Source organism: Pseudomonas monachiensis (assembly GCF_047345015.1).
GTDB classification, from domain to species: Bacteria; Pseudomonadota; Gammaproteobacteria; order Pseudomonadales; family Pseudomonadaceae; genus Aquipseudomonas; species Aquipseudomonas monachiensis.
This window is the reverse complement of record NZ_CP178857.1, coordinates 4,680,468-4,698,011: the sequence shown is the minus strand read 5'-3', so window position 1 is coordinate 4,698,011 and position 17,544 is coordinate 4,680,468. Positions and strand designations below refer to the sequence as shown.

Sequence of the window (17,544 nt, the reverse complement as noted above, 5' to 3'; positions counted from 1 at the left end):
AAGCATCAATCGTTAAACGACCGGCAACAAAGTTTTGTTGGCGTTCAGCCGTTTGGTGGCAGGTAATAGGCTTCGCCTCATTGACAACATGCACACGCAAAGCCTGTGTTGGTGCATGAGTGGATATGGGCTGAAGCGTTCCATGCCATCAAAGGAGATAAAAATGGAAAGGAAGAAAGTTTGGCTGACGTTTGACGACGGTCCTCGGCAAATCCAGACCGACACCGTGCTCGAAACACTGGCGCAGTTTGATATCAAGGCAACGTTTTTTGTTGTTGGCAATCTGGTTGCCAGGCATGGCGAGCGTATCAAGCGCATCCTCTGCGAAGGACACCGGATCGGTAATCACACTTACGATCATCTAAGGCTGGTTGGCCAGGACAAAGACACCATCATCGATCAAATCAAAATGACGGAGCAGGCACTGGCTCCCTACCAGCAGCCGGACCTGATCATGAGGCCGCCTTATGGCGCTCACGATGCGATGGTCGATCGCACTGTCGCCGAGTTGGGGTACCGGCAGGTTCTGTGGAGCGTGGATACCCTGGACTGGAACAGCAACTACCAACCGGGAGGCTGGGTATCCCATGGTGTTGAGCAAATAAGGAAAAGAAAGAACTCCATTGTGCTGATGCATGACATACACGCGACCACGGCCAACAATCTTGGCCGGTTCATCGAACAGGTAAACCAGCTAGGCGATGTGGACTTCGAATCACCGGCCACACTGGCGATTCCACCGGTCAGTCAGTTGAATATGTATGTGGTTGTAAAGGGCGATACATTGTCCAAAATTGCCAGAGAGTTTTATGGTGATGCTGCCAAGTACCCACTGATCTTCAATGCGAACAGGTCGGTGCTGGAGCATCCGGATAAAATTTACCCTGGCTTGTCGCTGATCATCCCGCCTCAGGAGTAAGCGTCCGCAAAACCTGGACGGGGTATTTCGGAGTGCGCTTGGGAGGACGCTAGTGATCACTGCGCAACGCGGGTGCTGAAACTCAGCTCTCCTGCGCCCGATAAGCCCCCGGCGTCAGCCCCGTCCACTTCTTGAACGCCCGGTGAAACGCCGACGGCTCGGAAAACCCCAACTGCTCGGCGATCTGTTGCAACGACAGGTCCGCGCGGCTCAGATGATAAATCGCGATGTCCCGGCGCAACTGGTCCTTCAATTCCTGAAAGCTCGAACCCTCTTCCCGCAAATGCCGGCGCAAGGTCTGTGGGCTGATGTGCAGATGGGCGGCTACGGCTTCCAGGTCGGGCCAGTGTGAACTGTCGCGACTGAGCAAGCGCCGCAGGCGGCTGCTCAAGCTGTCGCCATCGTCGGGGCGCGAGAGCAGGTCGGCGGGGGAGCGCTCAAGGAAATGCTTGAGGGTGCGTTCGTCCTGCAACAGCGGCATGGCCAGGTAGCGGCTGTGAAACAACAGGCTGCTCTGGGGCCTGGAAAACTCAAGCGGACAGGAAAACAACAGGTCGTATTCGGCGCCATGTTCGGGGCGGGGGTAGCTGAACGTGGCCTGTTCCAGGCGAATGCGCTGGCCGATCAGCCAGCTGCCGAAACGGTGCCAGATCACCAGCAGGCTTTCGCTGAGGAAATGATCCGGGTCCCAGAGTTGCGAGTCGTCCAGGCTCAGGCGCACCCATTCATCTTCACGGCTCAAGGTCAAACGCGGAACCCCGGGGAATAGGCTATAAAACAATAAGCCGCGATGGAGTGCCTTATCCAGGTTGCGGCAGTGAATCACGGCATGGCACATCATCGCGAAGCTGCCCGGCCTGCTTGGGGCTTGCCCGAACCCCAGGTACTCGTCGTCCAGCGCCAGCCATAAGGCCTGGATCAGTTGGGTGAATTGCTCCGGAGCGATGCGTGCCCGGGGCTCGTCCAGCAACTCGGGGCTGATTCCCAGTTGCTGTAGCAGGCTTGAATAGTCGTAGCCGTGCCGACGCGCCCCCCCAAGGGCGGCGCGGGCGAAATGACTGGCGATGGTGCGTTCGCGCATGGCAGCAGATCTGACCGTTGATCGACGGATGGTAGCTGTGCACCGCGGGCGTGAACAGGGCGGATATCCGCCAAATAGCAGGACGACTTTTAATGGAAGGGCGGAAATCCGCCACATGCTTGTAACCGTCCGGTGTCAGGGAATTCGCTGCAACCCCGCAGATCAAAAGGCTTGCAGGGATTTTGCGGAAGGTGGCACGGGCCTTGCGATACATCGTGCAGATGCCTGCCGTTGCGCAGCTCGAAAAAACAAATCCCTCCAGTGCAGGAGGGTTCGCAATTGCGGTGTTGCGGGCAACAGATGGATGTTGTCACCTGGCACCCTTGAGGAACTTTGCAATGACGACTCGTCAGCCACTGTACAAATCCCTGTATTTCCAGGTGATCGTTGCAATTGTCATCGGTATCGCGCTCGGTCACTTCTACCCTCAGCTCGGTGTGGCCGTTAAGCCACTGGGTGACGGGTTCATCAAGCTGATCAAAATGATCATCGCCCCGATCATCTTCTGTACCGTTGTCAGCGGTATCGCTGGTATGCAGGACATGAAATCGGTCGGCAAGACCGGTGGTTACGCGCTGCTGTACTTCGAGATCGTTTCGACCATCGCCCTGCTGGTCGGTCTGGTCGTGGTCAACATCGTGCAGCCGGGCAATGGCATGCACATCGACGTTGCCACCCTCGATGCCTCCAAGATTGCCACTTATGTTGCAGCCGGTGCTGACCAAAGCGTCGTCGGCTTCCTGCTGAACGTGATACCGGCCACTATCGTCGGCGCCTTCGCCACCGGTGACATCCTGCAAGTGCTGATGTTCTCGGTGATCTTCGGTTTCGCCCTGCATCGCCTGGGTGCCTACGGCAAGCCGCTGCTGGACTTCATCGATCGCTTCGCCCACGTGATGTTCAACATCATCAACATGATCATGAAGCTCGCGCCAATCGGTGCCTTCGGTGCGATGGCCTTCACCATCGGTGCCTACGGTGTCGGCTCGCTGGTGCAACTGGGTCAGTTGATGGCGTGCTTCTACATCACCTGCCTGCTGTTCATCCTGATCGTGCTGGGCTCCATCGCCCGCTTGCATGGCTTCAGCGTGCTGAAAATGATCCGCTACATCCGTGAGGAACTGCTGATCGTGCTGGGTACTTCTTCTTCGGAATCGGTACTGCCACGCATGCTGATCAAGATGGAGCGCCTGGGCGCGCAAAAATCTGTCGTGGGTCTGGTGATCCCGACTGGCTACTCGTTCAACCTTGACGGTACCGCCATCTACCTGACCATGGCCGCGGTGTTCATTGCCCAGGCAACCGATACGCACATGGACATCACGCACCAGATCACCCTGCTGGTGGTGTTGCTGCTGTCGTCCAAGGGCGCTGCGGGCGTAACCGGTAGCGGTTTCATTGTACTGGCTGCCACCCTGTCTGCCGTGGGCCACTTGCCGGTTGCCGGCCTGGCGCTGATCCTCGGCATCGATCGCTTCATGTCCGAAGCCCGTGCCCTGACCAACCTGATCGGCAACGCCGTTGCCACTGTCGTTGTGGCCAAGTGGGTCAATGAACTGGACACCGACGTACTGCAAGCCGAGCTGGCTTCGGGCGGTCGCGGCATTGCCGACGAGCCTAAAGACGATGTACTGGGCCACGTCGAAGAGGTAGCCCCGGTTAACGCCAAGTAAGCCTTGTTGTAATGAAAAACCCGCTTCGGCGGGTTTTTTCATGCCCGGTGTTTGAGCGTAACGGTCACTGCACGTGGCATATAAGGTGATTGCTGCAAAGCGATCAGCTGCCTAGGCTGTGGGCATCGTCAAGGGAGAACGTTCATGCTCGGTCCACTGGCATCACTCAAGGTTCTGGATTTCTCGACACTGCTGCCGGGGCCGTTCGCTTCGTTGCTGCTGGCGGACATGGGCGCCGAAGTGCTGCGCATCGAATCACCGACCCGCATGGATCTGTTGCGGGTGTTGCCGCCCCACGATCAAGGCGTGTCAGCCAGTCATGCCTACCTCAACCGCAACAAGCGCAGCCTCGCCCTGGACCTCAAGCAACCTGAGGCACTGGAGGTGATCAGGTCGTTGCTGCAGGACTACGACATTGTGCTCGAGCAGTTCCGCCCGGGCGTCATGGAGCGTCTGGGCCTGGGTTACGAAGCCCTGAAGGCGATCAATCCGAAATTGATTTATGTGTCGATCACCGGCTATGGCCAGACCGGTCCCTACAAGGACCGCGCCGGCCATGACATCAACTACCTGGCCCTGTCCGGGCTGGCGAGTTATACCGGCCGTGCCGACTCTGGGCCGCTGCCGTTGGGCATGCAGGTGGCGGATGTCGCCGGTGGTTCGTTGCACGGGGTGATTGGCTTGCTGGCGGCGGTCATTGCCCGGCAGCAAACCGGTCAGGGTCAGCACCTGGATGTCAGCATGACCGACTGTGCGTTCAGCCTGAATGCGATGGCGGGTGCCGGGTATCTGGCCTGTGGCGTCGAGCCGGGACCGGAAAATCAGGTGCTCAACGGCGGCAGTTTCTACGATTACTACCGCTCCCGGGATGGGCGCTGGCTGTCGGTGGGCAGCCTTGAGCCGGCCTTCATGAAACAGTTGTGTACGGCGTTGGGGCTGGAGGAGTTGGCCGGCCTTGGCCTGTCACCGCAACCGGCGCAGCAGAAACAGCTTAAAGACGCGCTGAAGGTCGAATTCGAAAAACATGACTTCGCCGAATTGTGCGCGCTGTTCGCCGAATTGGATGCTTGTGTCGAACCTGTGTTGAGCCTGGGAGAAGCGCTGTGTCATCCGCAGTTGCAGGCGCGGGAGTTGGTGGCCGAAGTGCCCCGTGGCGATGGCTCGTCCCAGGCGCAGATGGCTTGTCCGCTGAAGTTTTCGCAAGGGTTGCCTGAGCCCCGGTATATTGGCGCGGCGCTGGGGCAGCATACGGACCAGGTGTTGGGGGAGTTGGGGTTCAGTGCTGAGCGGATCGAACAGTTGCGTCGGGTCAAGGTGATTCTTTAGTGCCTGTCAGGCCGCCATCGCGAGCAAGCTTGCTCCCACAGGGGATCTGTGGCGTGACACAAACTCAATGTGGGAGCGAGCTTGCTCGCGATGAGGCCAGTGCAGTCACCAAAAAAACAACTACTCGACCCGCATTTCCCCACTGAACACCAGGGTATTACGACACCGCCGGCACAGGTACCGCCGTCCCTGCCGAACCAGGCTGTGGCGCTGGGCCGAAAACGGGAAGTCGCTGTCGGCGCACGGGCACTTGTAGATGTAGCGGGTCACGCTGCGGCGTTTGACATCATAGGTGTGGCAGCGGTTGGGCGGCAGTTCGTACACGCCGCGCATGATCAATTGCCACTCTTCGCCATGGGGCTGGATGCGGTCACCGAACAGCTGGTGGGCGATCAGGTGCGCGACTTCATGGGCCACGGTCTGCTTGAGGAAATCTTCGGTGTTTTCCCGGTACAGCTGCGGGTTGAAGCGCAGCAGGTTCTCGTGCAAATGCGCGACACCGGCTTTTTGCCCGCGCAGCTTGAGGCTCACCACGGGGCGCTTGAAAGGTCGTTTGAAAAAGGATTCGGCTAGTTGGAAACAGTCTTCGACGCGGGTATTGAGTTGCTCGGGCATGCTTGATGGATCTCCAGAGCGCTCAAGTATGCCGCAACCCTCGGACCTTGCGAATCGCCAGGTTGCCGAATGGTCGTGTGCGTTCTCGTTGCTGAAGAATGAAAAGGCCGCCTTGCGGCGGCCTTTGTCGGCAGTTCCGATGTTCAGTGATGAGCGGTTAGCTGGTGTAGACCGGGCCCACGCCGAGTCCCCAGACAATGACGGTGAACGCCATGATGGCGACCAGCACCACCAGGCCTACGGCGAGCACCGAGCTTGAAAACAGGAAGCCCTCGTCAGATGGAATGTTCATGAACGTCGGCAAGCCCACGTACAGCAAGTACACCGTGTAGCAGATGGCGGCGGTACCGATGATCATCCCCAGCCACAAGTGCGGGTACAAGGCGGCGAGACCACCGATGAACAGCGGTGTAGCGGTGTAGGTGGCAAACGCAATGCAGCGGGCCAGGCTTGGGTTGGCGTCATAGGTGCGGGCCATCCAGTGGATGAACGCGCCCATTACCGCGACACCGCCGAGCATCGCCAGGTACGACATGATCGTCATCCATATCGCGCTTTCTACGGTCAGCATGACGGGAGGTCGGTTGCCGATGACCCAGCCGACCTGTGTGGTGCCAATAAAGGCAGACACTGCGGGAATCGCCGCCAGGATCAGTGTATGGGTCAGGTACATGTGGCTGATGCTTTCCTCCTGGTCGCCACGGATTTCCTTCCATTCTTGGTCAGGGTGGGTGAAGAGCCCCACTACGTGATGGATCATGCCAGTCACTCCTCTTGTTTTTACCGTCGCCCCCCAGCGGAGCGCCTACGGGCCAATGCGGCCAAGTAAGTCATAGGTCTGAATTTGTATGTGACCTTATGTCGCAGTATAGGGAGGAATTTCCCCAGAGGGAGTAGGGGCTTTAGAGCAAATCGCGCTGTAAACGCAGTTGTTAATCGCCGCCGGGTCTGTGGCGAACGGCCCTTTTGGCCAGGCACTTCGCCCCTGAGGCATTTTTGCGTAAAATGCCGGCCTTTCGTCACACCTCACGGATTTCGCGTCATGGGCACTCTCACGGTCAACCAGAACAAACTGCAAAAGCGCCTTCGCCGACTGGCCGGCGAGGCGGTTGCCGATTTCAACATGATTGAAGACGGTGACAAGGTCATGGTCTGCCTGTCAGGTGGCAAGGACAGCTACACCATGCTCGATGTGCTGATGCACTTGCAGAAGGTCGCGCCGATCAAGTTCGAGATCGTGGCCGTGAACATGGACCAGAAGCAGCCGGGCTTCCCGGAGCACGTGCTGCCGGCCTACCTCAAGGAACTGGGGATCGAGTACCACATCGTCGAGAAAGACACTTACTCGGTGGTCAAGGAGCTGATTCCGGAAGGCAAGACCACCTGCTCGCTGTGCTCGCGCCTGCGTCGCGGCACGCTCTACACCTTCGCCGATGAAATCGGCGCGACCAAGATGGCTCTCGGTCACCACCGCGACGACATTGTCGAAACGTTCTTCCTGAACATGTTCTTCAACGGTTCGCTCAAGGCCATGCCACCGAAGCTGCGCGCCGACGATGGTCGTAACGTGGTGATTCGTCCGCTGGCCTACTGCAACGAAAAAGACATCCAGGCTTACTCGGACTTCAAGCAATTCCCGATCATCCCGTGCAACCTCTGCGGTTCCCAGGAGAACCTGCAGCGTCAGGTGGTCAAGGAAATGCTGCTGGACTGGGAACGCAAGACTCCGGGTCGTACCGAAAGCATTTTCCGCAGCCTGCAGAACGTGATCCCGTCGCAACTGGCGGATCGCAACCTGTTCGACTTTACCAGTCTGAAGATCGACGAAAGCGCCGCATCGCGCTTCGTCAATGTCGTCAACCTCTGATCCAGCTGTGGGAGCGGGCTTGCTCGCGAAATCGGTGTGTCTTCAGCATTGATGTTGGCTGACACTACGTCTTCGCGAGCAAGCCCGCTCCCACAGGTTTTTCGTTTACCTCAGGAGAGGGCATGCGCGACTACAAGTGGCTGAACGAGTATTGCTTGAACCGCTTCGGTTCGGCGGCTGAACTGGAAGCCCATCTGCCCGTTCCCAAGACCCCGGCGCAACTGCGCAAGATCAGCGACGATCGCTACCTCTCGACGATGGCGTTGCGGGTATTCCGTGCCGGGCTCAAGCACAGCCTGGTGGATGCCAAGTGGCCGGCCTTCGAAGAAGTGTTCTTCAGGTTCGACCCGGAAAAAGTCGTGCTGATGAGCGCCGAGCACCTTGAGCGCCTGATGCAGGACACGCGGATCATACGTCACTTGGGCAAACTCAAGAGCGTGCCGCGCAATGCGCAGTTCATACTGGACGTGGCCCATGAAAAGGGCAGTTTCGGTGCGCTGATCGCCGATTGGCCGGTGACCGATATCGTCGGGCTCTGGACCTTCCTGAAAAAGCGCGGACATCAGTTGGGCGGGCTGTCAGCCCCGCGCTTCCTGCGCATGATCGGCAAGGACACCTTTGTACCGAGCTATGACGTGGTGGCGGCGCTGAATGCTCAGGACATCATCGACAAGGTGCCGAGCAGTCTGCGCGACCTGGCGTTGGTGCAGGACGTGTTCAACCAGTGGCATGAGGAAAGTGGCGGGCGGCCGATGAGCCAGATTTCGATGATGCTGGCGTACACCGTCAATCATTGAGACCGAGTCGCCCCATTCGACTTGCTCGCGAAGGCGTCAGATCAGGCGACGGAGGGTTCGCCTTCACCCGCCAGCTTTCGGTTCAACTGATACCGCCACCGCACATACAACAGCGCCGAGCAAAACACCGCCAGGCTCGCGCCCATCTCCAGCAAACCGAAGATCTGCCGGTTCGGGTCATAGGCAGCCAATGCGCCCTTGATGAAATAAAGGTTCACCACAAAGCACATCCACGAATGCCCGCGAGGGCTGCCGATGATCATCCCCGGTGCCAGAATCAGCAGTGGCACCAGCTCGATCAACAGGATCACCCAGGGGCGTGCCCCGTGCAGGTCGGCAATCGCCAGGTAGTAAACACACAGCAATCCCACCAGGCCGAAAAAGCACAGCAGGCTGATGGCGCGCATCGCCTTGACCCGTGGTTCGAGCCATTCGAGGGCGGGCAGGATCTTCGGTTTCTTGGCCACCTCAGCTCTCCAGTTTCTGTGCGGTCTTGGCCAGGCGCATACCCAGCGCGCGGCACAGCGCCACTTCATGGGCATCCAGACCGCTTTTGCCGTCGGCACCGGCGTGGTGGCTTGCGCCGTATGGCGTACCGCCGCCCTGGGTTTCCAGCAGCGCCGATTCGCTGTAGGGCAGGCCGGTGATCAGCATGCCGTGGTGCAGCAACGGCAGCATCATCGACAGCAGCGTGGTTTCCTGGCCGCCGTGCAGGCTCGCGGTGGAGGTGAAAACACCCGCCGGTTTACCCACCAGGGCGCCGGTCAGCCACAGGTTGCTGGTACCGTCGAGGAAGTATTTGAGCGGTGCAGCCATGTTGCCGAAGCGGGTCGGGCTGCCGAGAGCCAGGCCGGCGCAGTTCTTCAGGTCGTCGAGGCTGGCATACAGCGCACCTTCGTCGGGAATCTCCGGGGAAACGGCTTCGCACTCGGTGGAAATCGCCGGCACCGTGCGCAAGCGCGCCTCAAGCCCTGCCTGTTCGACGCCACGGGCGATCTGCCGGGCCATTTCGTTGGTCGAGCCGCTGCGGCTGTAGTACAGAACCAGAATGTACGGTGCGCTCATGGCAACAGTTCCAGGATCTGCTCCGGTGGGCGGCCGATGATGGCCTTGTCGCCGACTTCGAGAATCGGTCGCTCCATCAGTTTCGGGTGGGCGGCGATGGCGGCGATCAATTGCGCTTCGCTCAGGCTGCTGTCGGCCAGGTCGAGGGTCTTGTACTCGTCCTCGCCGGTGCGCAGCAATTGCCGGGCGCTGATCCCGAGTTTGCCCAGCAGGTTCTGGATCTGCGCGGCGTCCAGTGGGGTTTCCAGGTAGCGGACCACAGTCGGGGTCAGGCCACGGGCTTCAAGCAGTTCGAGCGCACCGCGGGATTTCGAGCAGCGCGGATTGTGATAAAGCGTCAGATCGGTCATGAGCGGGTCGCATCTTGCGTAAGGTGGCGGCTATTCTAACTGTGCAGCGCGCATTCCAGAACCGTGAGAGGCGATGGGTCGCAGGTGCATTCAATTTTTGACAAGGAACACGACATGACAAGGCGACTGGCAGCAGCATTGGCGATCATCGGAGCGTTGATGCTGGGGGGCTGCGGTAATGACTATGGCATCGACCAGGACGGTCATAAAATCGCCTCTGACCGCCTGGACGGAAAATGGCTGGTCCTCAACTACTGGGCAGAATGGTGCGGGCCTTGCCGCACGGAGATCCCGGAGTTGAACGCCCTGGCCGAGCAGCTCAAGGACAGGAAAATCGGTGTGTTCGGGGTCAACTTCGACAACGTTCAGGGGCAAGAGCTGAAGAGCGCGAGCGAGAAACTGGGGATCAGGTTCACCGTGCTGGCCCAGGACCCTTCCGAACTGTTCGAGCTGCCGCGCAGCGAGGCGTTGCCGGTGACCTACATCATCGATAACAAGGGCAAGGTGCGTGAGCAGTTGATGGGTGAACAGACGGCGGCGGGGGTGATGGCCAAGCTTGAGGCGTTGCAGGCGAAAAATTAAAGCAAAAAGATCGCAGCCTGCGGCAGCTCCTACATGGATTGTCGTACACCCTGTAGGAGCTGCCGCAGGCTGCGATCTTTCAGGGGATCAGCCCTCCTCAAGCCACCAACGCAGCGGCTTGCCTTCGGTTGGCCAGAAGCGCATCTGCTCGATCGGGGAGACGTCCCAGCGCTGGACATTTTCCAGCGCCTGGAGGAAGCGTTTTTCCTGTTCCATCAGCGCTGGCGCGCACAGTTTGCGGGTGCTGCCGATTTTGCCGAAGGTCAGCTTGTGGCCTTCGAGGGTGTACGGTGCGAACCAGTGGTTGCAGCCGCCATTGCCGTAGGCCCGGCCGTCTTCGCCGAGGGTGATGGTCAGGTGGCTGTAGTCCATCAACGGCCGCTCGCCGATCCACTCCAGAATGTAGCTGCGGTTCTGTTGCAGTTGCACCGGCTCGGCGGCGCAACCCAGCAGGCTGGCGCCGACCATGGCGCTCAGAGCGAGGCGTTTCATCACGCAGGCTCCTGGCATTTCGGGCACAGGTGTTTCTCGCCGACGCTGGTCCAGCCCAGCTCGGCAATCCGCGCGGTGGCGGCAGGCTTTTCGGCCTTGTTGCCCAGCTTGGCATCGACGGCGAACTCGAAGCTCAGCTCTTTGGCGCAGCTGTCACAGTTCACTTGCCAGGTGTGGATGGCCAGTTCGCCGAACACCGGGCCACTGGCTACCGCGACCCATTGGCCGGGCGGGTTGATCAGGTGGCGAACCGTTTCGACGGTCAGGCGCATGGACAAGTCCTTGGCACCCTTGAGGGTCACGACCAGCACGTCATTGTTGCGAATCGAACCACCGTTGCCGGTGACTTGATAGCGCCCCGGCACCAGGGCGCGGCATTCGGTGAGGGTGTGTTGCGGGTTCATCAGGCTGTAGCGGAAATCGTGTTCGACCATGGGTCCTCCAAATATGCGCGATATGCTAGCACGGGCTTGCACGCCGCATCGCGCAGGCAGATGACCTTCGATCCGTTTCAGTCTCCCGTCACCAGGTTTTCCGGGGTGCCCGCCGTCCAGGCTGCAATGTTGCGCAACGTGGTGGCGGCAATCGCATCCAGCGCTTCGCGGGTCAGGAAGGCCTGGTGCGCGGTGACGATCACGTTAGGAAAGGTCAGCAGCCGTGCCAGCACATCGTCTTGCAGTGGCAGGTCGGAGCGGTCCTCGAAGAACAACTGCGCTTCTTCCTCATACACATCCAGCCCCAGGTAACCCAGGCGACCGTCTTTCAAGGCATCGATCAGCGCCGGGGTGTCCACCAGGCCGCCACGCCCGGTATTGATCAGCATCGCACCCGGTTGCATGTGCGCCAGGGACTCGCGGTTGATCAAGTGCTTGCTCTGCTCGTTGAGCGGGCAGTGCAGGCTGATGATCTGCGATTCGGCCAGCAGTTGCGGCAGGCTCAGGTAGCGAGCGCCGAGGGCTTCGACCTGTGGGTTGGGGTAGGGGTCGTAGGCCAGCAACTGGCAACCAAACCCGCTCATGATTTTGGCGAAGGTGGCACCAATCTGACCGGTGCCGACCACGCCGACGGTCTTGCCCACCAGGTCGAAACCGGTCAGCCCCTGCAGTCTGAAGTCCCCGTCTCGGGTGCGGTTGTAGGCGCGGGGCAAGCGGCGGTTGAGTGCGAGGATGAGCGCTACCGCATGTTCGGCCACCGCGTGGGGGGAATAAGCCGGGACGCGTACGATGGCCAGTCCCAGACGTTTTGCCGTCGGCAAGTCGACATGGTTGTAACCGGCCGAGCGCAGGGCGATCAGGCGCGTGCCTCCAGCGGCCAGGCGTTCGAGCACTGCCGCGCCGAGGTCATCATTGATGAACGCGCAGACCGCTTCATACCCTTGGGCGAGCGCTACCGTGTCGAGGCTCAGGCGCGCAGGCTGAAATTGCAGCTCGATGCCGGCCGGCTGCCCGGCCGCGAGAAAACTGTCGCGGTCGTAGTTCTGGCTGCTGAAAAGAATCGTACGCATGCGGTGCTCCTTGAAGGTGGCCTGCGCCGTTGAGCAAGCCGGCATTCGACAGTCGTCAGGTTAGCTCGCCGGCAACCCTTGGCGATTGCGCTGCATCAAGCATTCATGCGCGCCTGGGCAGCCAGGCGATTGATTGCCCGGTCGAGCTCATCCAGTGCCACGCTGGCTTTCGGGTCCTGTTGCTTGAGCAGGGTTTCGCTGCGTTGGCAGGCCGCACGCAATTGCGGTACGCCGCAGTAACGCGTCGCGCCATGCAGGCGATGGACCCGTTCGATCAGGGCGTTGTGGTCGTTGCTTTGCTGAGCGAGGCGGATGGCTTCTCGGTCGGCTTCCAGGGACGCGAGCAGCATCGCCAGCATGTCTGCAGCCAGGTCAGCCTTGCCAGCGGCCAGGCGCAATCCTTCGTCGTGGTCGAGTACCATCAGGTCATGGGCACCCGCATGCCCATCGCCTGCGCGCTCCGGGCTGTGATTGCGCAGCGCCAGGCCGCTCCACTTGAGCACCACCTGGGCCAATTGCCGCTCGCTGATCGGTTTGGTCAGGTAGTCGTCCATGCCGCTTTGCAGCAGCGCGCGTTTTTCGTTGGCCATGGCGTGGGCAGTGAGCGCCACGATCGGCAGCGGTGTGCAATGGCGCTCGCTTTCCCACTGGCGGATTGCCTCGGTGCTCTGGCGGCCGTCCATGCCGGGCATTTGCACGTCCATCAGCACCAGATCGAATGTCTCGTTTTGCACTGCCTTGATGGCGGCATAACCGCTTTCCACCGCGAGCACCTTGGCGCCCATGTCTTCGAGCAGGGTCTGCACCAGCATCAGGTTGGCCGGATTGTCGTCGACGCAAAGCACCTTCGGGGCACGGCTGGACAACGGTTCGCCCGGCTCGCTGCGTATCGGTCGCGGGTTGACCAGGTCAGACAGGGCGCGTCGCAGCTTGCGGGTGCAAGCCGGTTTCGCCTGGAGCTGGCTGTGGGGGTTGGGCACGGAAAGATGGAACAGCGTCTGTTCCGTAGTCGGGCACAGCACCAACACCTTGCAGCCAAGATGCTCGAGGTCCCAGATGTGCTGGTTGAGGCGTTCCGGCGGCATGTCGTTACTGGTGATGCCGAGCACGGCAAGCTCGATCGCCTGGTCGGTCTGGTGGGCGGCGGTGACACCATTGGTCAGGTTTTCAAGGGTATTGAACGGTGTGGTGCTGAGGCCGCAGTCTTCCAGTTGATGCTGCAACGCCTGCCGCGCCAGCTCGTGGTTTTCCAGTACCGCCACCCGTCGCCCGAGCAAGGGCGCGCAGGGCAGGTCTTCGGCATCGTCGCGGGTTTTCGGCAGGCTCAGGCTGATCCAGAATTCCGATCCTTCCCCAGGCGTGCTGTCGACGCCGATCTCACCGCCCATCTGTTCGACCAGGCGCTTGGAAATCACCAGGCCCAGGCCAGTACCGCCGGGTTGCCGCGACAGCGAGTTGTCGGCCTGGCTGAAGGCCTGGAACAGGGCGCGCACGTCCTGGTTCGACAGACCGATGCCGGTGTCCTGAATGCTGATGCGCAACTGCACGGTGTCTTCGTGTTCTTCTTCGAGCATGGCGCGGGCGACGATGGTGCCTTCGCGGGTGAACTTGATCGCATTGCTCACCAGGTTCGTCAGGATCTGCTTGAGCCGCAGCGGGTCGCCCACCAGTGACAGTGGCGTGTCCCGGTACACCAGGCTCACCAGTTCCAGCTGTTTGGCGTGGGCGGCCGGGGCGAGGATGGTCAGGGTGTCCTGGAGCAGGTCGCGCAGGTTGAACGGAATATGGTCAAGCACCAGCTTACCGGCCTCGATTTTCGAGAAGTCGAGAATCTCGTTGATGATCCCCAGCAGACTGTCGGCGGACTTTTCGATGGTACCCAGGTAGTCGAGTTGGCGTGGGGTGAGCTCGCTTTTTTGCAGCAGGTGGGTGAAGCCGAGAATGCCATTGAGCGGTGTGCGGATTTCATGGCTCATGTTGGCCAGGAATTCGGACTTGATCCGGCTCGCTTCCAGGGCTTCCTTGCGCGCCAGGTCCAGCTCGATGTTCTGGATCTCGATGGTTTCCAGGTTCTGGCGCACGTCTTCGGTGGCTTGGTCGATGCTGTGCTGCAACTCTTCCTGGGCATTTTGCAGGGTGCCGGCCATGCGGTTGATGCCCGAGGCCAGCTCGTCCAGCTCCTGACTGCCGAGGGGCGGCAGGCGGGTTTCCAGATGACCGTCCTTGAGCTGGGCCACGGCCTGCTTGATCTGGCTCAGCGGCTGATTGATCGTGCGCCCCATGCGCAGGGCCAGCAGTGCCGCACCCGTCAGTCCCGCAATGATCAGTATCAGGCTGGCGAACAGGCTGCGGTAGCCCCGCAACAGCATGCTGTTATGGGACAGTTCCAGTTCGACCCAGCCCAGCAGGCGGTCGGCTTCTTCGGGAATCACGTCCCCGGCCAGGTTGCGGTGTTTGCCGAATACCGGCAGCAAATAGCGGGTCGCATCGTTGCCACTGCGGCGCAGCATCTGCGTGCCACTGCCGGAGGGGGTCTGGTTGAGCATGGTCGGGCCGGCGTGGGCCAGTAGCGTGCGATCAGGAGCCAGGAAGGTCACGGCTCGTACGTCGGTTTGTTCCAGGGCCTGGGTGGCAATGCGTTCGAGCAGTTCGTTGTCCTGATGGCCCATGGCGGGAGCCGCCAATGGCGCCAACTGCTCGGCGATCATTTCGCCACGCTGCATGAGCTGGATGTGCAGGTCCGCCTGTTGCATCCAGGTAAAATACCCCCCCAGCACCAACGCCATCAGGCTGGTTGGCAATAGGGTCAGCAACAGCACGCGGCCTTTGATTCCCAGTTTCTTGAGCACGCATCTCTCCTGCATCCCGCTATTTATAGAGCTGTACATGCATCCGCCATGCACCACTTGCGCAGTGTAGCGATTTGCTCGCGGGCAATCCTCGTAAAAATGGTGCCGTCATTCGTCGGCCCGAATGACTTAATGGCGATATGGACAAACGGTGGGTTGCCCCTGGCGAGGCAATCTTGAATAATTGCTCAACTGAGAATTATTTGCAGATAGTCATGACTCCCATCACTGCCGGTCTCCCCCGAATCCTGTCCATCGAAGACGACCTTGTGCTCGGCGCCTACGTGCATGAGCATCTGGACCGTAGCGGTTTCCAGGTGACCTGGTGCCAGAACGGCCGGGAAGGCCTGGATATTGCCCGCAGGGAAGCTTTCGACGTGGTGCTGATGGATATTCTGCTGCCAGGCATGGACGGCCTGGCGGTGCTGACCCAATTGCGCCAGAGCCATTCCACCCCGGTGTTGTTGATGTCGGCCCTCGGTGCCGAGGCCGATCGCATCAGCGGCTTTCGACTGGGGGCCGATGATTACCTGCCAAAGCCCTTCAGCATGGTGGAGTTGGGGGTACGCATCGAAGCCATTCTGCGGCGGGTGGCACTCGACCGCCGTCCCGCACCCGCGGTGCCGGCCCCATCGATGGACAGCCTGCGTTTCGACGATGAAAGCTACGAGGTCTTTTATGGCGAACAGGCCGGTGGCTTGACCCGCAGCGAGTATCGGTTGCTGGAGACGCTGCACCGCAGCGCCGACGAAGTACTGAGCAAAGCCTTCCTTTATCAACAGGTGCTGCAACGCGGTTACGCGGCCCATGACCGCAGCCTGGACATGCACATCAGCCAGATCCGCCGCAAGCTCAAGGCCATTGGCTACACCGAGCGCGAAGTACGCACGGTATGGGGCAAGGGCTACATCCTGAGCCACGCTGATGAAGTGTAACTTGCCCGGCAGGCATTCGCTGTTCTGGAAACTGGCCTGTCTATTGGTCGCTTTCTGCCTGCTGATGATCTGGCTGAGTTGGTCCTGGGGCCGTTACATGGAGCAGCGCAACCAGTTCCTCTCCGATGAGGCCCGCGGCACCCTGGCGCGCTACGCCGCCGAAGCCGAGCAGGTCTGGCAGCAGCGCCAGAGCGCTGGTGTCGATGACTGGCTGCAAGGCATGCATCAGCGGGAAAAAGGCTGGGTCGGTGTCATCGGTGGTGATTTGCAGTCCTTGAGCAACCAATCGCTGACGGACAAGGAAGTCGAACGCCTGACCTTTTTGCGCGGCCTCGATTGGCCCATCCACAAGAAAGGTCGGCCGTGGATGCGCATACCGTTTCCCGGTGACCCGTCCGCCGGCAGCCTTGTGATCGAGCTGCCCAAGCGCTTTGTACCCGGGCGTTATCGGGTGTTCTGGCGGGTGATCACCAACGGCGTGATTCCGGGATTGTTCACCTTGCTGCTATGCGTCGGGCTGTATCGCCTGTTGGTGGTCCCGCTCAATCACTTGCGCGCGCAGGCCAATGCCTGGCGTGCCGATCAACTGAACGTACGGCTGTCGGCCCGGACCACCAATCGATCGGATGAGCTGGGTGAGTTGGGTCGGGCGTTCGATCACATGTCCGAACGCCTGCAAAGTACTGTAGCCCTGCAGCAGCAACTGCTGCGCGACCTGTCCCACGAATTGCGCACGCCCTTGAGCCGACTGCGGGTGGCCAGTGAAAGCGAGCAGGGGCTGGAGCCATTGCGCGAGCGCATCGGGCGTGAGGTCGATGGCATGCAGCGCCTGGTGGAAGACACGCTGCAACTGGCGTGGCTCGATACCGAGCGCACCCGATTGCCCGACGAAGCGATCCAGATCCAGGCCCTGTGGGAAATGCTCACGGAAAACGCCTGCTATGAAAGTGGCTGGCCCGATACGCAGTTGCAATGCACGGTGGATTCATCCTGCTGGGTTCGCGGTCATCTCAACACCCTGGCCCAGGCATTGGAAAACATTCTGCGCAATGCGATTCGGCATTCACCGGCCGCAGGCATTGTCCAATTGGGTGGTCGTCGTGATGGCGATTTCTGGCACCTGTGGCTGGAAGATCACGGCGGCGGCGTGGCGCAAGCGGATCTGGAGCGGATCTTCCTGCCGTTCACCCGGCTCGACGGTTCGCGGCCGGGGGACGGTGGATTCGGGCTGGGCTTGAGTATCGCCCGCAATGCGGTGCAGCGTCAGGGCGGACAGCTGTGGGCGCAGAACACCGGGACCGGGTTGCGCCTGAATATGCGCTTGTTGGCGGATGTTAATAGCGCCAGTGCCGACGCCTTCGCGAGCAAGCCCGCTCCCACATTGGGCGTGTTCCAACCGCAAAACGTATGATCACCCCGGTACCCTGTGGGAGCGGCGGTGCGGCGATCCGACTTGCCCGCGAAGAGGCCCTCATGTTCACCGCAAAAT

Annotated in this window: 18 protein-coding genes; 8 read left to right on the top strand and 10 right to left on the bottom strand. The window is 60.5% G+C overall.

Annotated features, from left to right (window positions below; genetic code table 11):
- Positions 1–163 precede the first annotated feature (163 nt).
- On the top strand, positions 164–919 hold the full coding sequence (locus ACMDB8_RS21010; protein WP_056728035.1) for a polysaccharide deacetylase family protein: 756 nt from the start codon (positions 164–166) through the stop codon (positions 917–919).
- Positions 920–1,001: 82 nt separating this feature from the next.
- On the opposite strand, the gene ACMDB8_RS21005 is transcribed toward ACMDB8_RS21010, so the two are convergent.
- On the bottom strand, positions 1,002–2,000 hold the full coding sequence (locus ACMDB8_RS21005) for an AraC family transcriptional regulator (RefSeq protein WP_409078945.1): 999 nt from the start codon (positions 1,998–2,000) through the stop codon (positions 1,002–1,004).
- 338 nt (positions 2,001–2,338) lie between these two features.
- On the opposite strand from ACMDB8_RS21005, the gene ACMDB8_RS21000 reads away from it, so the two are divergent.
- Positions 2,339–3,673 (top strand): dicarboxylate/amino acid:cation symporter, encoded by a 1,335-nt coding sequence (locus ACMDB8_RS21000; protein ID WP_056728032.1) that lies wholly within the window; start codon positions 2,339–2,341, stop codon positions 3,671–3,673.
- 144 nt (positions 3,674–3,817) lie between these two features.
- Positions 3,818–4,999 (top strand): CaiB/BaiF CoA transferase family protein, encoded by a 1,182-nt coding sequence (locus ACMDB8_RS20995; RefSeq protein ID WP_409078944.1) that lies wholly within the window; start codon positions 3,818–3,820, stop codon positions 4,997–4,999.
- Positions 5,000–5,119: 120 nt separating this feature from the next.
- On the opposite strand, the gene ACMDB8_RS20990 is transcribed toward ACMDB8_RS20995, so the two are convergent.
- Together ACMDB8_RS20990 and ACMDB8_RS20985 are read right to left on the bottom strand one after the other, a co-directional pair.
- A complete protein-coding gene (locus tag ACMDB8_RS20990) occupies positions 5,120–5,614 on the bottom strand; it encodes a SprT family zinc-dependent metalloprotease (protein WP_046043022.1) in 495 nt (164 codons plus the stop codon).
- Positions 5,615–5,771: 157 nt separating this feature from the next.
- Complete coding sequence (locus tag ACMDB8_RS20985) at positions 5,772–6,374, bottom strand: Yip1 family protein (protein ID WP_056728028.1); 603 nt, start codon at positions 6,372–6,374, stop codon at positions 5,772–5,774.
- 282 nt (positions 6,375–6,656) lie between these two features.
- On the opposite strand from ACMDB8_RS20985, the gene ttcA reads away from it, so the two are divergent.
- Together ttcA and ACMDB8_RS20975 are read left to right on the top strand one after the other, a co-directional pair.
- Positions 6,657–7,481 carry a tRNA 2-thiocytidine(32) synthetase TtcA gene (ttcA, locus tag ACMDB8_RS20980; protein ID WP_008051493.1) on the top strand — a complete coding sequence of 275 codons (825 nt, stop codon included), beginning with the start codon at positions 6,657–6,659 and terminating at the stop codon, positions 7,479–7,481.
- A 122-nt stretch (positions 7,482–7,603) separates the two neighbouring features.
- Positions 7,604–8,278 carry a DNA-3-methyladenine glycosylase I gene (locus ACMDB8_RS20975; RefSeq protein ID WP_056728025.1) on the top strand — a complete coding sequence of 225 codons (675 nt, stop codon included), beginning with the start codon at positions 7,604–7,606 and terminating at the stop codon, positions 8,276–8,278.
- A 41-nt stretch (positions 8,279–8,319) separates the two neighbouring features.
- Here ACMDB8_RS20975 and ACMDB8_RS20970 read toward each other — a convergent pair whose 3' ends face one another.
- From ACMDB8_RS20970 to arsC, 3 genes are read right to left on the bottom strand one after another with little or no spacing between them, the layout of a single operon-like run.
- Complete coding sequence (locus tag ACMDB8_RS20970; protein WP_056728024.1) at positions 8,320–8,745, bottom strand: DUF2069 domain-containing protein; 426 nt, start codon at positions 8,743–8,745, stop codon at positions 8,320–8,322.
- 1 nt (position 8,746) lies between these two features.
- Positions 8,747–9,343 carry an NAD(P)H:quinone oxidoreductase gene (gene wrbA / locus ACMDB8_RS20965; RefSeq protein ID WP_046043016.1) on the bottom strand — a complete coding sequence of 199 codons (597 nt, stop codon included), beginning with the start codon at positions 9,341–9,343 and terminating at the stop codon, positions 8,747–8,749.
- Positions 9,340–9,693 (bottom strand): arsenate reductase (glutaredoxin), encoded by a 354-nt coding sequence (gene arsC / locus ACMDB8_RS20960; RefSeq protein ID WP_056728022.1) that lies wholly within the window; start codon positions 9,691–9,693, stop codon positions 9,340–9,342. The genes wrbA and arsC overlap by 4 nt, the downstream gene beginning before the upstream one ends.
- A 114-nt stretch (positions 9,694–9,807) precedes the next feature.
- Between arsC and ACMDB8_RS20955 the strand changes: the two genes are divergently transcribed.
- Entirely contained in the window at positions 9,808–10,275 is a 468-nt protein-coding gene (locus ACMDB8_RS20955) for a TlpA disulfide reductase family protein (RefSeq protein ID WP_056728020.1), read from the top strand.
- An 87-nt stretch (positions 10,276–10,362) separates the two neighbouring features.
- Here ACMDB8_RS20955 and ACMDB8_RS20950 read toward each other — a convergent pair whose 3' ends face one another.
- The 4 genes from ACMDB8_RS20950 to ACMDB8_RS20935 all read right to left on the bottom strand — a co-directional run bounded on the left by ACMDB8_RS20950 (position 10,363) and on the right by ACMDB8_RS20935 (position 15,120).
- Positions 10,363–10,767 (bottom strand): META domain-containing protein, encoded by a 405-nt coding sequence (locus tag ACMDB8_RS20950; RefSeq protein ID WP_409078943.1) that lies wholly within the window; start codon positions 10,765–10,767, stop codon positions 10,363–10,365.
- A complete protein-coding gene (locus ACMDB8_RS20945) occupies positions 10,767–11,201 on the bottom strand; it encodes a hypothetical protein (RefSeq protein WP_056728017.1) in 435 nt (144 codons plus the stop codon). Before ACMDB8_RS20945 ends, ACMDB8_RS20950 begins: the two co-directional genes overlap by 1 nt.
- A gap of 77 nt (positions 11,202–11,278) precedes the next feature.
- Positions 11,279–12,271 (bottom strand): 2-hydroxyacid dehydrogenase, encoded by a 993-nt coding sequence (locus tag ACMDB8_RS20940; protein WP_056728015.1) that lies wholly within the window; start codon positions 12,269–12,271, stop codon positions 11,279–11,281.
- Between the two features lie 95 nt (positions 12,272–12,366).
- On the bottom strand, positions 12,367–15,120 hold the full coding sequence (locus tag ACMDB8_RS20935) for a response regulator (RefSeq protein WP_223541048.1): 2,754 nt from the start codon (positions 15,118–15,120) through the stop codon (positions 12,367–12,369).
- A 215-nt stretch (positions 15,121–15,335) separates the two neighbouring features.
- On the opposite strand from ACMDB8_RS20935, the gene ACMDB8_RS20930 reads away from it, so the two are divergent.
- Positions 15,336–16,055 carry a response regulator transcription factor gene (locus ACMDB8_RS20930; protein WP_223541049.1) on the top strand — a complete coding sequence of 240 codons (720 nt, stop codon included), beginning with the start codon at positions 15,336–15,338 and terminating at the stop codon, positions 16,053–16,055.
- Complete coding sequence (locus ACMDB8_RS20925; RefSeq protein WP_223541050.1) at positions 16,045–17,466, top strand: sensor histidine kinase; 1,422 nt, start codon at positions 16,045–16,047, stop codon at positions 17,464–17,466. The genes ACMDB8_RS20930 and ACMDB8_RS20925 overlap by 11 nt, the downstream gene beginning before the upstream one ends.
- Positions 17,467–17,544: the final 78 nt, after the last annotated feature.

Excerpts from the sequence above, each read along its gene's own strand:
- ACMDB8_RS20950 (WP_409078943.1), bottom strand. The coding sequence starts at position 10,767 with ATGAAACGCCTCGCTCTGAGCGCCATGGTCGGCGCCAGCCTGCTGGGT.
- ACMDB8_RS20985 (WP_056728028.1), bottom strand. The coding sequence starts at position 6,374 with ATGATCCATCACGTAGTGGGGCTCTTCACCCACCCTGACCAAGAATGG.
- ACMDB8_RS21005 (WP_409078945.1), bottom strand. The coding sequence starts at position 2,000 with ATGCGCGAACGCACCATCGCCAGTCATTTCGCCCGCGCCGCCCTTGGG.
- ACMDB8_RS20995 (WP_409078944.1), top strand. The coding sequence starts at position 3,818 with ATGCTCGGTCCACTGGCATCACTCAAGGTTCTGGATTTCTCGACACTG.
- ACMDB8_RS20945 (WP_056728017.1), bottom strand. The coding sequence starts at position 11,201 with ATGGTCGAACACGATTTCCGCTACAGCCTGATGAACCCGCAACACACC.
- arsC (WP_056728022.1), bottom strand. The coding sequence starts at position 9,693 with ATGACCGATCTGACGCTTTATCACAATCCGCGCTGCTCGAAATCCCGC.
- ACMDB8_RS21000 (WP_056728032.1), top strand. The coding sequence starts at position 2,339 with ATGACGACTCGTCAGCCACTGTACAAATCCCTGTATTTCCAGGTGATC.
- ACMDB8_RS20990 (WP_046043022.1), bottom strand. The coding sequence starts at position 5,614 with ATGCCCGAGCAACTCAATACCCGCGTCGAAGACTGTTTCCAACTAGCC.
- ACMDB8_RS20940 (WP_056728015.1), bottom strand. The coding sequence starts at position 12,271 with ATGCGTACGATTCTTTTCAGCAGCCAGAACTACGACCGCGACAGTTTT.
- ACMDB8_RS21010 (WP_056728035.1), top strand. The coding sequence starts at position 164 with ATGGAAAGGAAGAAAGTTTGGCTGACGTTTGACGACGGTCCTCGGCAA.
- ACMDB8_RS20930 (WP_223541049.1), top strand. The coding sequence starts at position 15,336 with ATGACTCCCATCACTGCCGGTCTCCCCCGAATCCTGTCCATCGAAGAC.
- ACMDB8_RS20975 (WP_056728025.1), top strand. The coding sequence starts at position 7,604 with ATGCGCGACTACAAGTGGCTGAACGAGTATTGCTTGAACCGCTTCGGT.
- ttcA (WP_008051493.1), top strand. The coding sequence starts at position 6,657 with ATGGGCACTCTCACGGTCAACCAGAACAAACTGCAAAAGCGCCTTCGC.
- wrbA (WP_046043016.1), bottom strand. The coding sequence starts at position 9,343 with ATGAGCGCACCGTACATTCTGGTTCTGTACTACAGCCGCAGCGGCTCG.
- ACMDB8_RS20925 (WP_223541050.1), top strand. The coding sequence starts at position 16,045 with ATGAAGTGTAACTTGCCCGGCAGGCATTCGCTGTTCTGGAAACTGGCC.
- ACMDB8_RS20955 (WP_056728020.1), top strand. The coding sequence starts at position 9,808 with ATGACAAGGCGACTGGCAGCAGCATTGGCGATCATCGGAGCGTTGATG.